The organism is Pseudomonas sp. SLFW, from assembly GCF_009905615.1.
In the GTDB taxonomy this organism is placed as follows: Bacteria; Pseudomonadota; Gammaproteobacteria; order Pseudomonadales; family Pseudomonadaceae; genus Aquipseudomonas; species Aquipseudomonas bambusae.
On record NZ_JAAAKW010000013.1, the window covers coordinates 35,648 to 49,646 of the forward strand.

A 13,999-nucleotide genomic window follows, 5' to 3' on the forward strand; every position below is an offset into this window, starting at 1 on the left:
GGCCACAGATGCGCATCTGGATCACCGACTCAGCACGTTCAACAAAGCAGGGGGGGTCGGCGCCACGGTCTTCTCGGGCGCTGGCGAATCATTGCCTGCCATCAGCCCGCCGCCCAGCGCGACGACCAATTCTGCGTGCACGGTCAAACGCGCGGCCTGAACCTGCTGCTGCACCTGTTCCTGGTGGAACAACAGGGTTTGCGCGTTGAGCACGTTGAGGTAATCGGTCAGGCCGCGTTTGTAGGCGACCATTGCGATGTCGTAGGTCTTCTGCGCCGCAGCCACCGATTGATCGGCGAACACCTGCTGTTTGTTCATCGACTCACGACGGATCAACTGATCGGAAATGCTCTTGAGCGCTACCACCAGCGTCTGGTTGTACTGCGCAACAGCCGTGTCATACCCGGCAGATGCCACGCCCAGCTCCGAGCGCAAACGGCCGCCGTCAAAAATCGGCAGACTGATGGCCGGACCCACGCTGTAGTTGAATTTCTTGCCGGTCAAGAACTCCAGCATGCCGCCGCCGGTGGCCATGTAGCCCAGGCTGCCCATCAGATCGACGTTGGGATAGAAACCGGCATGGGCGACATCGATGCCACGGGCCTGCGCCGCCACACGCCAACGGCTGGCGACGACGTCAGGACGCTGGCCGAGCAACTGCGCGGGCAAGGCGGACGGCAGGGTCAACGCAGTCTTGAGCGACAGTGTCGGGCGCTGCAGGCTCGCGCCGTCTCCCGGCCCCTTCCCTGCCAACGCGGCGATCTGGTTACGGCTGAGGGCAATGGCCTCGTCCAGCGCATCGATCTGGCGATGAGTTTCAGGCAGCGGCGTTTCAGCCTGACTGACCTCGAAATGCGTGCCGATGCCGCCTTTCAGACGACGCTGCGCCAAGTCGAGAATTTGCTGTTGCTGGGCAAGGGTCGCTTCGGCAATGTCGCGCTGGGCGTAGTTGAGCGACAGCTGGATGTAGGCGCGGACGATGTTGTCCTGCAATTCCAACTGTGCCTGGCGCTCTTCGGCGGCGCTCATGTGCGCCAGGTCCAGCGCCTGCTCGGTGCTGTTGCTTTCCCGGCCCCAGAGGTCGAGGGAATAGCTCAAGCCAAGGGAGGCGTTGTTGTCCCAGGTGCTGGTGTTGGACAGCTCCCCCGGCCCATAGAACTGATCCGTCGGCCAATTGTGGCGTTTGAGGGTGCTCTCGCTGTTGACGTGAAGGGATTCCGCCGACTCGGCGATACCCGCCATGGCCTTGGCCTGACGCACGCGCGCAGCGGCAATCGCGAGGCTCGGGCTGCCCAGGGCCGCCAGTTCGATCCAGTGGTTGAGTTGGTCGTCGCCGTAGGTGCGCCACCACTGCCCGTCCGGCCAATGGGCGTCCTTGGCCGCGGCCTTGATGGCGTCGTCGGTGGCCAGTGCGTCTGGCGACATCGAGGTGCCTTGAGGTGCGATTCCGCCGGTTCCGATGCAGCCGCTGATGAGTAACGTTAAAGCCCAGACACTGAGGGGTTTCAGCCCTCTGACGATGCGACGCGGCACAGCTGCAATTACCCGAATGAGGAGGAAGGAGATCGAGCCGCGATTCTAGGTGGCGCCCGTTTCGGCGATAAGCTGGGACTTCTGTGAATCTTTATTACGGAACCAGAGATAATCCTTTGGTATGGCTGACATGGATCAGTAACTTCATGTCACAATTTGCCATCTCACCAGAGAACGGCCAATGGACACTCTGCAAAACATGCGCGCCTTCAGTTGCGTGGCACAGGCGGGCAGCTTCACCGCTGCCGCAGCTCAGCTGGATACCACCACCGCCAACGTTTCGCGCGCCGTCTCCAATCTAGAAGCACATCTGCAAACCCGACTCCTCAACCGAACGACCCGTCGCATCGCGCTGACCGAGGCCGGGAAGCGGTACCTGCTGCGCTGCGAGCAAATTCTGACGTACGTCGAGGAAGCCGAAGCCGAGGCCAGCGACGCCCATGCGCGCCCGGCCGGACAGCTGAAAGTGCACTCGATGACCGGCGTCGGTCAGCATTATGTGATCGACGCCATTGCCCGCTACCGGCGCAATCACCCGGACGTGTCCTTCGACCTGACCATGACCAACCGCGTGCCGGACCTGCTCGAAGAGGGCTACGACGTCTCCATCGTGCTGGCCAGCGAGTTGCCGGATTCAGGTTTCGTGTCCCAGCGTCTGGGCATCACATACAGCATCGTCTGTGCCTCGCCCGCGTACATCAAAGCGTTCGGCATGGCTTACAAGCCCGCCGACTTGCTGAATCACGCGTGCCTGCGGTTGGTCAGCCCGGTGTTTCCGCTGGAGAAATGGGCGTTCGACGGTCCGGAAGGTCAAGAGACCGTGACCATCGGCAACTCGCCGTTTCTGGTGAACTCGGCCGACGCTATGAAAGCGGCGATCAGCAGCGGCATGGGCATCGGGATTCTGCCGATCTATTCGGCCATCGAGGGCCTGCGCAACGGCTCGCTGGTGCGCGTGCTGCCGCAATACCGCTCTCATGAGCTGAATCTGTACGCGATTTATCCGTCGCGTCAGTACCTGGATGCCAAGATCAAGACCTGGGTCGAATACCTGCGCGGCTCCCTGCCAGAAATCATGGCGGCCCATGAGGCGGATTTGCAAACGCATGTGTTGCCGGAGACCGTGTAGCTCGCAAACACCCGCGAAGCTGTGGGAGCGAATTCATTCGCGAAAAAAGGATCAGTCCACCCAGATGTGTTGACTCCACTGGCCCTTCGCGAATGAATTCGCTCCCACAGATTTCACTCCGACGTCATTCCTCCTGCAGCCCTGCCAATCCCGCCACAAGAATGTTAGCGTGCTACGCACTTTTCCTCTGAACCGCCCGAGAGTAGCTATCCGATGAAAAAGACTGTCCTTGCCTTCAGCCGCGTCTCCCCGGAAATGGCCGAGCGCCTGCAGCAAGACTTCAACGTGATCATCCCGGACCCGAAAAAGGGTGATCTGAACGAGCAGTTCAACGAAGCCTTGCCCCACAGCCACGGCATGATCGGCGCCGGTCGCAAGCTGGGCCGCGAACAGTTGGAAAGCGCGAAACAGCTGGAAGTGGTGTCGAGCATCTCGGTCGGTTACGACAACTACGATGTCGGCTACCTCACCGAGCGCGGCATCATGCTGACCAACACCCCGGACGTGCTGACCGAAAGCACCGCCGACCTTGGTTTCTCCCTGATCATGAGCAGCGCCCGTCGCGTCGCCGAGCTGGACGCCTACACCAAGGCAGGCAAGTGGACCCGTAGCATCGAAGCGCCACAGTTCGGTACCGACGTTCACGGCAAGACACTGGGCATCGTCGGCATGGGCAACATCGGCGCGGCCGTTGCGCGTCGTGGTCGTCTGGGTTTCAACATGCCGATCCTGTACAGCGGCAACTCACGCAAGACCGCTATTGAGCAGGAGCTGGGCGCGCAATTCCGCACGCTGGATCAGTTGCTGGGCGAGTCGGATTTCGTCTGCCTGGTCGTGCCGTTGAGCGAAAAAACCAAACACCTGATCAGTACCCGTGAACTGGGGCTGATGAAGAAGAGCGCGATTCTGGTGAACATCGCCCGTGGCCCGATCGTCGACGAACCGGCGCTGATCGAAGCGTTGCAGAACGGCACCATTCGCGGCGCGGGCCTGGACGTGTACGAGAAAGAGCCACTGGCCGAGTCGCCGCTGTTCCAGCTGAGCAACGCCGTGACCCTGCCACACATCGGCTCCGCCACCCACGAAACCCGTCAGGCCATGGCGGATCGTGCGTACCACAACCTGCGCGCTGCGTTGTTGGGCGAGAAGCCGCAGGATTTGGTGAATCAGCAGGTGTGGAAGGGCTGATCAACGTCATCGCCTGGGAGATCCAATCGCGAGCAAGCTCACTCCTACAGAATTGCGTCGTTCATGAAATGCGCACTCGACACAGACCTGTAGGAGTGAGCTTGCTCGCGATGCTTCTTTGATCATGCCCACTCAGGCATGAGCATGATCACAATTCAAGCAGTCCAGCGACCAGCTTTACGCGAGCTTTGCACCCACCGGCACCACCGCCTTCGGCTTCCGGAACACCAGCACGTTGCCGATCATCACCAGCACCAGCCCCATCAACGCGGGCAGGGTCCATTGGTAGCCTTCGGCAAACGCCGAGACGTTCAGCGCCACCACCGGGAACAGCACCGTGCAATACGCGGCGCGCTCAGGGCCCATGCGGCCGACCAGCGTCAGGTACGCGGTGAAGCCGATCACCGACCCCGGAATCACCAGGTACAACAGCGAGCCGACATACCGCGCATTCCATTCGAAGGCGAACGGCGTGCCGCTGATCACGCAATACGCGCAAAGCATCGCCGCGCCGTACAACATCCCGTAGGCGTTGGTGGTCAGCGGGCGCAGACCCGCTTTCTGTTGCAGGCTCGACAGCATGTTGCCCGCCGAGAAGCACAGCGTGCCGAGCAAGGCCAGACCCAGACCGATCAGGGTTTCGCGGCTGGCACTGTGGCCTGACAGCTCTGGCCAGAACAGGCAACCCAACCCCACCAACCCCAGCGCGCCACCGGTCAGCACGTTGCGGGCGACTTTCTGCTTGAAGAAAATGCGAGCGTTGAGGGCGTTCCATAGCGTTGCCGTGGAAAACACCACCGCCACCAACCCGGTGGGAACCCAGCGACTCGCCGTGTAGAAGCACATGAAGTTCACACAGAACAGGCAGACGCCTTGGGCCAGACAAATCAGTTGCCCACGACGATTCACCTTTTGCAGGGTGCGACTGGCCAGGAGCATGACAAACAGAATCAGCGCCGCGAGGCCGAAGCGATAGACGATCGACACCGGAATCGCCACCTCGCCCAGTTGCAATTTCAGGGCAATCCAGGTCGTGCCCCAGATCAAAACGGTCAGCAGATACAGCGAGATGTTCATGACAGGCTCCTCAATGAGCCTTCAGTCTGGGCCTGCGCGGCTGACATGATTTGCAAAATCTTGCGCATTTGATCGGTGGCCCGGTGGCAGCACCGCGTCTAAGGAGTAGGATGCGAGGCACAGAACATCAGCCTTGCGCCGAACCCCATGTCGTCACTCGATCAAATCCAGGTGTTTCAATCGCTCAACAGCTCGCCCCACGCGCAGCTGGAGCAGAGCGCATCCCTGGGCGATGGCGTTGTGGCAGCTTTGTGGAACAACCGGCATGACGCTCAGGATTATCACGGGCCGAGTCATCACACATTGTCTTGCTACATCGGGGGTGGCACCGAAACCTACCGCCGCGACCGACCTGACCGCAAAGGCGCACCGGACAAGATTTGCGTGCTCCCCGCCGGGCACCAGTCTTCGTGGGTGGTGAACGGCGACATTCGCCTGGCTCACCTCTACATCAGCCCTGAACAGTTCGCGCTCAACTGCCTGACACTGCTGGACCGTGAGCCTCGGGAAATGGTGCTGCAAGAAAACACCTTCATCGACGATCCGCAGCAGGCGCAGCGGTTTCATCGCCTGATTCGCCTGAACTGGAGCGAGCCCGGCGAGCGCTTGCAGACCAGCACCCTGGCCCACGAACTGCTCGACCACATGATGTTGAATCAGGTGGGACTGCGCGATGGCCTGCGCCTGAAAGGCGGGCTGGCGCCCCATGTGCGTCGGCGGCTGGTGGAGTTCATCGAGACGAACCTCGCTGAGCCTTTGAGTCTTGGGCGACTGGCGGCGATGTGTGCGCTGTCGGAATACCACTTCGCCCGCATGTTCCGCGAAAGCTTTGGTTTTCCACCCCATCAATACCTGTTGGCCCGCCGCATGAACCGCGCCCGTCAGCTCTTGCGCACGACACGCCTGCCCTTTGGTGACATTGCGCTGGATTGCGGTTTTGCCAGCGCCAGTCATTTCAGCAACACCTTCAAACAGGCCATGGGCGCAACGCCGCGGGCGTATCGATTGGCGTTTCAGTAAAACCACGTTCGGCGTGCATCACCGGTCTCACGGGCTGACCCTATCCACCTGTGGGAGCGAATTCATTCGCGATGCAGTGGTGCAGCAGGCGCAGCTCTGTCGTCTGCCCTATTTTTCGCGAATGAATTCGCTCTCAAAGGGAAATCTGCGATCAGGTCTTGAATCTCAAAACTCCAGCGTCGTCGCCACGATCACTTGCCGCGAATCCCCCATCGACACGAAATACCGGCTCACCGCCGAGCTGTAATACGTGCGGTCGAACAGGTTTTTCACGTTGAGCTGAAACCTCACGTTCTGCCCGTCCAGCTTCGTCTCGTAAGTCGCGAAGGCGTCGGCGACGGTGTAACCCGGCAGGTTGAAATCGTTGTCGGGATTGCCCGCGCGTTCGCCGACGTAATGGGCGCCCGCCCCCACTCTCAAACGGTCGCCGCCGATCAGGCTGCCGACGTCGTACACCGCCGACAGCGAGCCGCTGTGCCTCGGCACGTTCTGCAACCGATTGCCCTTCAACGTCGGGTCTTCCACCACCCACGCGTCGGTGAACGCATAACCGCCGATCACGCTCCATCGCTCCGACAGTTGCCCGCTCAGGTCCAGCTCGGCCCCCCGCGAGCGCACTTCGCCTGCGGTGGAGTACACGGTATTGGCGGTCAGCGAATCGAAATTGGCCACCAGTACGTTGCGCTTGCGGATGTCGAACAGTGCGAGCGTCCCGCTGATGCGATCATCCACGTCCCATTTGGCGCCCAGTTCCCACGCCCTGGACTGCTCCGGCAATGTCGCCGAATCCAGCACCGTGCCCCCAGCCAATGGGGCAATGCTGGCGTTGGGTTTGAACGATTCGGTGTAGCTGCCGTAGAACGACAGCGTGTCGGTGTAGCGGTACACCAACCCGGCGCGGGGCACCCATTTCTGGCCGTTGAGGTCGGTGTTGCGGTTGAACGGCGTGCCCTTCCCGGCCTGCTGGTCGAACAGTTGATAGCGTGCCCCCGCGACGAAAATCCACTGATCGGTCAGGTGTACCGAATCCTGAGCGAACAGCGAGTCGCTGCGCAGGATGTCCACCTGATTGCTGTCCGGGACGCTGACCTGCGTTCCTTCTGGCTCTTGCCCATACGCCGGATTCACATAGCTGAAGGTCGTGCGGCTCGTTTGCCGGATCAGCTCGCCGCGATAAATCTTGCGATATTCATCGTCCGCGCCGAACAGCAGGTCGTGCTGCATGCCAGCCATCCGGACGTCGCCGCTCAACGTCAGCGTCGTGAACCGGTCCGTGCTCAACGCATCGCCGGTGCCGTCCATCGAGCGGGTCAGCGTGCCGTTGTCCGGGTTCACGGCCGTCACCCGCACTTGGCTGGCGTCGTACGTTTCGCGGTTGTAGCTGTAGCCGAGATGGCCCTTCCAGCTGTCGCCGAATTGATGATCGGCCTCGATGCGGTAGAGGTCCGAGCGCCCTTCCATGCTGTTGAACGGCTCGTCCAGACGCCGCGTGGCGGGGATGTCCAGCGGACGGTTGGTGCGTGGGTCGATGGCCGTGCCGCGGTCGAACGGCGAGAGAAATTCGCGATGCTCGTAGGCGGCCAGCAATTGCGTGTTCTCGCCGTACCAGGCCAACGACGGCGCGACCAGCGTTTCGCGATGCACACCGTAATTGCGCCAGTAATCCTCATCTTCGTGATCGATGATCATGCGATACGCGAGGCTCGAATCACCGAGCGCTCCGGTGCTGTCCAGCGTGCCGCCGCTGCCATTCTTGCCTGAACCGAAGCTTGAACCGCGCGCAGTCAGTTCATGGCGCGACTGCAATTCCGGACGTTTGCTGACCACGTTGATCACCCCGCCGGGGTCCTGAATCCCGTACAGCAACGAGGCCGGGCCCTTCAGCACTTCGACCCGGTCGGCGGTGGCGTTGAGGCTGCGTCCCTGCACCACCGGCATGCCGTCGCGCAAAATCGAGCCGTCACGGTTGTCGCCGAAGCCGCGTTTCATCAGGGTGTCCTGGGTGCTGCCGAGGGTGTTGCCCTGGGTCACGCCGCTGATATTGGTCAACGCATCGTCGAGGTTGCGCGGCGCCTGATCGCGCAGGACTTGGGCAGGCACGACGCTGACGGTTTGGGGGATTTCCAGCTGCGGCGTCGAGGTGCGCGTCACCGATAGGATGGCGGGCGCTTGATAGCTTTCAGCAGCATTGCGGCGCGAGTCGATATGCGTCAGGCCCAGAGTGATTGCGCCGGCATGGGAGGCAGGTTCGAGGGTGAACGTGGTGTCGGTCGCACGGCGGAAATTCAGCCCGGAGTCGTTCAGCAACTGCCGCAATGCCTGTTCGGCGCTGAACAAGCCGTTCAGCGCCGGAGCTTCGATGGCGTAAGGCGTGTCCTGGGTGTAAATGACGCTTTGGCCGGTAACCCGACTGAAATCGCTGAGGGCCTGGGGCAAGGGTTTGGCAGGGATCGAAAAGTCATAGGCAGGCTCCGCCGCCTGAACGCATGAGGTCCAGACGGTGAGGATGAATAGGCCGAGCCAGACGTTCACCCCAATGTGCCTCCTGTTGATATGCATGCTTTGTAGGGCACTGGCACTTTCTCTTGTGGGAGCGAATTCATTCGCGAAAAATAGGGCAGACCATAGAGATGGGGCGGCCGTACCACCGCATCGCGAATGCATTCGCTCCCACAGGGATACACCCCGGCTGCGGACTCACTCAGCGAATCACGATCACCCGTCCAAACGCTTCGTATTGCTCGAACCCCACCACGGATTTCAACGCCGCCAATACCGCCACCGGGTCTTTGCTGGGGAAGCTGCCGCTGACGGTTTTCGCAGCCAGTCGATCGTTCAGCACAACGATGCGGCCGGGGTAGTAGCGGCTCAGGTCGTTGATCACATCGGCAAGGGGGGTGCGGTAGTAATTGAGCCAGCCCTGACGCCACGCCAGTTGGTTGTCGCTGTCGACAGTTCGAAAGTCGGTGGTGCGGGTCTGGTCATAACTGACTTGCTGCCCCGCCGTGAGAATCTGCTGCGGCAGGTCGGCGCCAGCCTTCACCCCCACGCGCCCTGACAACACCGTGACCTGCGCCCCATGGGGCTGCAAACGCACTTCAAACTGAGTGCCGAGCACGCGGGTTTCGCCGCGCCCGCCATCAACCACAAATGGCTCGCCGGTGTGCGTCACCTGAAAGAACGCCGCCCCGCGACGCAGCTGCACGTGGCGTTCGCCTTTGGCGAAATGCACGGCGATCGCGCTGTCAGCGTCGAGTGTCACCTGCGACTCATCGACCAGCGTCACCGTGCGGACCTGGCCCGGTGCCGACACGTAATCCGCGCCGACATCATCCAGCCAACGCTGCGGCTGCCACCCCAGCCCAACGCCGACCATCATCACCAGACACGCCGCCATCGCCAGCCCGACGCTCCATCGCGGCAACGAACGCCTTCGGGAAACCGGTGCGTCCATTGCCGCGAGCAAGGCTTGCAGCGCGACAGAGTCCTCTAGGGCGAGCTTCGCCGCCGGCTCCTCGCTCATTTCCCACATCACTTGCGCCTGGGCGTACGCCTCGGCGTGAGCAGGATCGGCTTGCAACCACTGGCTGAAGCGCACCTGATCCGCCGCGCTCGGCGCGTCGTGCAGCAGGCTCAGCCAGCTCAACGCGGCATCGTGTTGTTCGGGGGTGATCATCAGAGTGGAATCCAGAGACGCTTTCATCGACGAGCGTCCTCGGACTTCGCACGCAGGGGAATGACCCGCGCACCGTCCTGATCCAGACTCGCCTTGCAGGCTTGCAAGGCGCGCATCATATGTTTTTCCACCGCGCTTTGCGAAAGCCCCACGGCCTTGGCGATCTCGCCGTATTTACGCCCGTGGATGCGGTTGAGCAGAAAGATCTGCCGCGTCTTCTCCGGCAGCCCGCGCAGGGCCGCTTCGATGTGACGCAAGTCGTTGCTGGCTTCCAGCGCCGCTTGAGGTTCGTCGGTGTGCAGCGTTGGTGCGTCAGGCATCAGCCCTTCATTGAGCCGTGCCCGGGCGCCTTCGTTGCGCAGATGATCAATGGCGATGTTGCCCGCGCAACGGAGCAAGTACGTGTTGAGTTCTTCGACCTGCACCAACGGCCGCCGCCAGAAGCGCAAAAACAAATCCTGCACCAGGTCCGCGGCCGTCGCCCGACAACCGACGCGTCGGTTCACCAGCGCCTCCATCTGTGGACGCTGGGACAGGAACACTTTGAGGAAATGCGCACGGGCGGCCTTGGGCGCGTCCGGATCACCATCGGGTGAGGACGCATCAGGCGTCGGTGGGGTGAGGTCGATCATGTCGGGCTCAGGCCAGCAGTTGAAGGCAAGCGGCCACCGGAGCCAGCAACGCTCCGATCCCCGCCAACGACAAGGCCAGCCTTGGCCAGTAAGACATCACGAAAATCAGTAAAAATGCGCTGCTCATCAACGCGGCGAACCATTGCACCAAGGCCTGGCCGATGCTGGTTGAAACCAGCGCCACCCACAGCGACACCAGCAAGGCGCCCCAGCCGAACAGCTTCAATCCCCTGCTCCGGGTCTGAGACAGCACACCGCCGACGAGGTCCTCGTAGTGGCGGCTCATGGACAGGCACAGCGACGTGAAACCGAGGTAGCAGAGCAAGGTCGCGAGGAACATCAGTTGGCCTCCCGGACCGTGCGTGGTTCACGACCGGAAACCGCAGGGAGCGGCGTGTTCGCGATGACGGGTTTGGCGCCACGTCGGAACCTGTAGGCGCCCCACGCCAGAAAAACCCCCGCCACCAGCGCCGTCAGATCCAGTGCGGCCAGGGTCATGTGTCCCTGTTTCAGCGAGGCCAGCAGATAACCGCCCGCTGTCGCCATGTCCAACAGCGGCAGGGCGCAATACAACGCCGCACCCAGTCCCAGTTGCTCACGCCACGCACTGCGGCCGTCGCGAAAAAACACGCGCAAAAAAGCGTGCAACAGGGCGGCGCCCCAGACGTAGAAGAACACCTTCACTTCCCAGTCGCTACGCCCGGCAAGGCTCACGGGGAGCAGTCGGTTTGCCCAGAAGAAACTCACCACCGCCAGCATCAGCCCCGACATGCTGGCGACATTCAGCATTTCCACGAGCCTCAGACCGAAGGGCATCACACTGGCCTTGGCGTGCTTGAGCTTGCGTTTGCCGAGCCAGATCACCAACCCAGAGCCAATCATGGCCGTGCCACCGATGCCCGCCAGGAAATACAGCCAGCGCAGCAACGGCCCTGCGAAATGCCCCATGTGCAGCCCATAAAGGCCGCCCGCCAACATCAGCGACGCCGCGCTCATCGTGCTCTGGTCGATCAGCGCGCCGCTCACGCCATCGAACACCAGCGTGGTCGCAGGCTCATGGGGAATGTGATCTGCGACGTGACGGGTCAGCGTCACCGACGCATTGGCGCTGCCCGGATTGTTCACCGTGATCATGCCGACGCGACTGCCGGGCCATTTGTCGGCGGCAATCTCGAACATCGGCGCAATGGCGGCCATCGGCGTCTTTTCGGTCGCTGCCGGGGTGTTTTTGTAGGCCGGAAACAGCTCGTTGAAAAACGCCTGCGTGTCCTTGCCGTAAGTCGTCAGAATGCTCACCGGCATGATCATCGTCATGAAAATCACCAGGCTGCTGTAGGTGATCATCAGGTGGAACGGCAGCACCAGCACCGCAACCGCGTTATGGCCGTCGAGCCAGGTGCGCTGGCCCTTGCGCGGACGAAAGGTGAAGAACTCCTTGAAGATTTTCTTGTGGGTGACGATGCCGCTGATCAATGCGACGAACATCACCATCGCGGCCAGCGACGCCAACCATCGGCCCCACGGATAGGGCATCTGCAACTGATAATGGAAACGGTAGAAAAACTCGCCGCCCATGCTTTCACGGGCCTGCACCGGCACGCCGCTCAGGGCGTCCAGGGATCGTTCCGTATAGCGATCGTTGGAATCGCTCCAACTGACGCTCAGCTCCGGCGTGCGTTCGTCCGGTAAGGTAATGAACCAGCGTTTCGCACCCGCCGCATTAAGTTGCAGCCACGCCTGTGCGCGGGCGACGCCATCCGCCGCCGTCACCTCATGAGGCACGATTTCCGGCTGGGTCCACTGGGTGATTTCGTTCTTGAAGTAGGACAGCGTGCCGGTCAGGAAAATCGCGAACAGCAGCCAACCGAACAGCAACCCCGCCCAGGTGTGCAACCAGGCCATCGCCTGACGAAAGCCCTCTTTCACAACAGCCACCGCGCACTGGCGTACATCGCCCCCAGGACCGCACTCGGCAGCAGTAATCCGAACCAGGCGCGCCACGCCGAGCGACAGGCAAAACACCAGAGCACCGCGATCAGGTACACCAAAAACGAAAGGGTCATCGCCAGCACCACAGCCTCGGCGCGAGCCAGCGGTAGAAACTGCGCCAGACAAACGCTCGACAACGCCGTCACCAGGTAGCCGCCGACCAAAGCCGCGACCACGCGAGAAGCCACCGCCAGCCTTCCTTTCAGCGATACCCCACCTGAACGGTTTTTTTTCGGCCTTTTTCCAGGCGCGGGCGCAGTCACCGACATCGCCTCCATCACAGGGGCGCTGCGATGCATGGGTCGGGAATGGAGGGGGTCGTTGAAGCAATCGACATGAGCCGGATCATCCTGAAACCAAGCGACGCACAGGCCTGATTCACCCGGCGCGCTCAAAAGAACGCAATATTAATGATAAATATTCTCATGTGCAAAGAACTCTAAAAAAAGGCGCTTTTTTGATGGTTTTGACCGACAGCCAAAGCCTTGCTCTGAATCAACGTTCCACGTTATTTCGCGTCCGATGCCGACCTGTTCGTTGCTTGAACTGACTTATCATCCGGCGAATCCAACCGCTGCTCGTGAGACCTTTTATCGGCACGACCCGCGAAAACACGGGACGTTCCGCGCTCCTGACGCACTTTCCGCCCAACTGCAAAACCATTTCTGCGATGAAATATTTCTTTCGTTTTGGGGGTTGAATTGTTTTCCGTTCGGCGCCAACACTGTGAGTGAGGGCAGACGAAAATTCACCTTCGTCGAGACTCTCCCGAGCAAGCCAAAGTAAGGGAAGAACTATGCAAATCCAGGTCAACAGCGATAACCACATCGAAAGCAGCATCCGACTGGAGGAGTGGGTACGAACCACCGTTGAAAGCACGCTCGACCGCTACGAAGAAGACCTGACCCGTATCGAAGTCCATATCCGCGACGAGAACGGCGACAAACCCGGCCCGCATGACATCCGCTGCCAGATGGAAGCCCGGCCAAAAGGACACCAACCCATTTCCGTGACCCACAAGGCTGATTCTCTGGATCTGGCCGTGGACGGTGCCGCCGTGAAGCTCGATCACGCGCTGGAACACCTGTTCGGCAAGTTGCGCAGCAAGCGCGGAGGTGTGACGTCCATCGACAGTGCCCGAGGCGGCGATTCGGAAAACCCGGATGCCCTGCTGCAGGAAGAATTTCTGGAGAAAGATGAGGCCTTGCACGGTTAAACCGGCGGCTTGAAAAGAGGACACAAGGGGCGGGCCTGCGAAAACAGTCCCGCCCTTTTTTGTGCCCCGCTCAACACGTTCGACGAACTCAATCTGTGGGCGCGAATTCATTCGCGATTGGCCCGTACCTTCGACAGATTCCTATCGGCTGTACCACCGCATCGCGAATGAATTCGCTCCCACAGGTCTTCGCCCAGCGACTGACAACGCGCACACAAAGCAGGCGCCGAGCGCGCTAATGGTGCTTGGAGACAACCAAAGCAGCAGATGGCTATTACTTAAGTGTTCATTCGAAAAGGTTAATCCCTTCACGGTTTGATCGCTGAAAGCGATTCATGGCCCGCCTGAAAGCGCCGTTCGTCCTGAATGGCCCGAACCCTGCAAGTATCGAATCGTCGAGCCTTCACCTCTGCAAGCCCCGCCCTTTCTGGCTCGACGGGCAGCTGACTCGCCAACCCAGATGCCGTTTCGACTCACCGTTGATCCAGCGTCGAGAACTAAAGGGACTAACCCCAAGTCAACTTATGCAGATCGATAAT

At 61.0% G+C, this 13,999-nt stretch carries 12 protein-coding genes; 4 read left to right on the forward strand and 8 right to left on the reverse strand.

Annotation, left to right across the window (positions count from 1 at the left end; genetic code table 11):
• Positions 1-21: 21 nt before the first annotated feature.
• Positions 22-1,533 carry an efflux transporter outer membrane subunit gene (locus GVN17_RS20955; RefSeq protein WP_166597162.1) on the reverse strand — a complete coding sequence of 504 codons (1,512 nt, stop codon included), beginning with the start codon at positions 1,531-1,533 and terminating at the stop codon, positions 22-24.
• A gap of 181 nt (positions 1,534-1,714) precedes the next feature.
• Between GVN17_RS20955 and GVN17_RS20960 the strand changes: the two genes are divergently transcribed.
• Entirely contained in the window at positions 1,715-2,662 is a 948-nt protein-coding gene (locus GVN17_RS20960) for a LysR family transcriptional regulator (RefSeq protein WP_166597163.1), read from the forward strand.
• Between the two features lie 213 nt (positions 2,663-2,875).
• Positions 2,876-3,850 carry a D-glycerate dehydrogenase gene (locus tag GVN17_RS20965; protein WP_166597164.1) on the forward strand — a complete coding sequence of 325 codons (975 nt, stop codon included), beginning with the start codon at positions 2,876-2,878 and terminating at the stop codon, positions 3,848-3,850.
• Positions 3,851-4,027: 177 nt separating this feature from the next.
• On the opposite strand, the gene GVN17_RS20970 is transcribed toward GVN17_RS20965, so the two are convergent.
• The gene (locus GVN17_RS20970; protein ID WP_166597165.1) at positions 4,028-4,927 is read right to left on the reverse strand and encodes a DMT family transporter; all 900 of its coding nucleotides are present in this window, start codon (positions 4,925-4,927) and stop codon (positions 4,028-4,030) included.
• 147 nt (positions 4,928-5,074) lie between these two features.
• Between GVN17_RS20970 and GVN17_RS20975 the strand changes: the two genes are divergently transcribed.
• Positions 5,075-5,947 carry an AraC family transcriptional regulator gene (locus GVN17_RS20975; RefSeq protein WP_166597166.1) on the forward strand — a complete coding sequence of 291 codons (873 nt, stop codon included), beginning with the start codon at positions 5,075-5,077 and terminating at the stop codon, positions 5,945-5,947.
• A gap of 165 nt (positions 5,948-6,112) precedes the next feature.
• On the opposite strand, the gene GVN17_RS20980 is transcribed toward GVN17_RS20975, so the two are convergent.
• The 6 genes from GVN17_RS20980 to GVN17_RS21005 all read right to left on the reverse strand — a co-directional run bounded on the left by GVN17_RS20980 (position 6,113) and on the right by GVN17_RS21005 (position 12,522).
• Positions 6,113-8,506: a TonB-dependent receptor gene (locus GVN17_RS20980; protein WP_166597167.1), complete on the reverse strand. Its 2,394-nt coding sequence runs from the start codon at positions 8,504-8,506 to the stop codon at positions 6,113-6,115.
• Positions 8,507-8,648: 142 nt separating this feature from the next.
• Positions 8,649-9,650, reverse strand: coding sequence for a FecR family protein (locus tag GVN17_RS20985; protein WP_166597168.1), 1,002 nt, complete (start codon positions 9,648-9,650; stop codon positions 8,649-8,651).
• Positions 9,647-10,255, reverse strand: coding sequence for an RNA polymerase sigma factor (locus GVN17_RS20990; RefSeq protein WP_166597169.1), 609 nt, complete (start codon positions 10,253-10,255; stop codon positions 9,647-9,649). The genes GVN17_RS20985 and GVN17_RS20990 overlap by 4 nt, the downstream gene beginning before the upstream one ends.
• 7 nt (positions 10,256-10,262) lie before the next feature.
• Complete coding sequence (locus GVN17_RS20995) at positions 10,263-10,595, reverse strand: DUF3325 domain-containing protein (protein ID WP_166597170.1); 333 nt, start codon at positions 10,593-10,595, stop codon at positions 10,263-10,265.
• The gene (locus tag GVN17_RS21000) at positions 10,595-12,181 is read right to left on the reverse strand and encodes a PepSY-associated TM helix domain-containing protein (protein ID WP_166597171.1); all 1,587 of its coding nucleotides are present in this window, start codon (positions 12,179-12,181) and stop codon (positions 10,595-10,597) included. Before GVN17_RS21000 ends, GVN17_RS20995 begins: the two co-directional genes overlap by 1 nt.
• Entirely contained in the window at positions 12,178-12,522 is a 345-nt protein-coding gene (locus tag GVN17_RS21005; RefSeq protein ID WP_166597286.1) for a DUF3649 domain-containing protein, read from the reverse strand. The genes GVN17_RS21000 and GVN17_RS21005 overlap by 4 nt, the downstream gene beginning before the upstream one ends.
• Positions 12,523-13,040: 518 nt before the next feature.
• On the opposite strand from GVN17_RS21005, the gene GVN17_RS21010 reads away from it, so the two are divergent.
• Entirely contained in the window at positions 13,041-13,460 is a 420-nt protein-coding gene (locus tag GVN17_RS21010) for an HPF/RaiA family ribosome-associated protein (protein WP_166597172.1), read from the forward strand.
• Positions 13,461-13,999: the final 539 nt, after the last annotated feature.

Coding starts and splice junctions, on each gene's coding strand:
- GVN17_RS20960 (WP_166597163.1), top strand. CDS start 1,715: ATGGACACTCTGCAAAACATGCGCGCCTTCAGTTGCGTGGCACAGGCG.
- GVN17_RS20965 (WP_166597164.1), top strand. CDS start 2,876: ATGAAAAAGACTGTCCTTGCCTTCAGCCGCGTCTCCCCGGAAATGGCC.
- GVN17_RS20970 (WP_166597165.1), bottom strand. CDS start 4,927: ATGAACATCTCGCTGTATCTGCTGACCGTTTTGATCTGGGGCACGACC.
- GVN17_RS20975 (WP_166597166.1), top strand. CDS start 5,075: ATGTCGTCACTCGATCAAATCCAGGTGTTTCAATCGCTCAACAGCTCG.
- GVN17_RS20980 (WP_166597167.1), bottom strand. CDS start 8,506: ATGCATATCAACAGGAGGCACATTGGGGTGAACGTCTGGCTCGGCCTA.
- GVN17_RS20985 (WP_166597168.1), bottom strand. CDS start 9,650: ATGAAAGCGTCTCTGGATTCCACTCTGATGATCACCCCCGAACAACAC.
- GVN17_RS20990 (WP_166597169.1), bottom strand. CDS start 10,255: ATGATCGACCTCACCCCACCGACGCCTGATGCGTCCTCACCCGATGGT.
- GVN17_RS20995 (WP_166597170.1), bottom strand. CDS start 10,595: ATGTTCCTCGCGACCTTGCTCTGCTACCTCGGTTTCACGTCGCTGTGC.
- GVN17_RS21005 (WP_166597286.1), bottom strand. CDS start 12,522: ATGGAGGCGATGTCGGTGACTGCGCCCGCGCCTGGAAAAAGGCCGAAA.
- GVN17_RS21010 (WP_166597172.1), top strand. CDS start 13,041: ATGCAAATCCAGGTCAACAGCGATAACCACATCGAAAGCAGCATCCGA.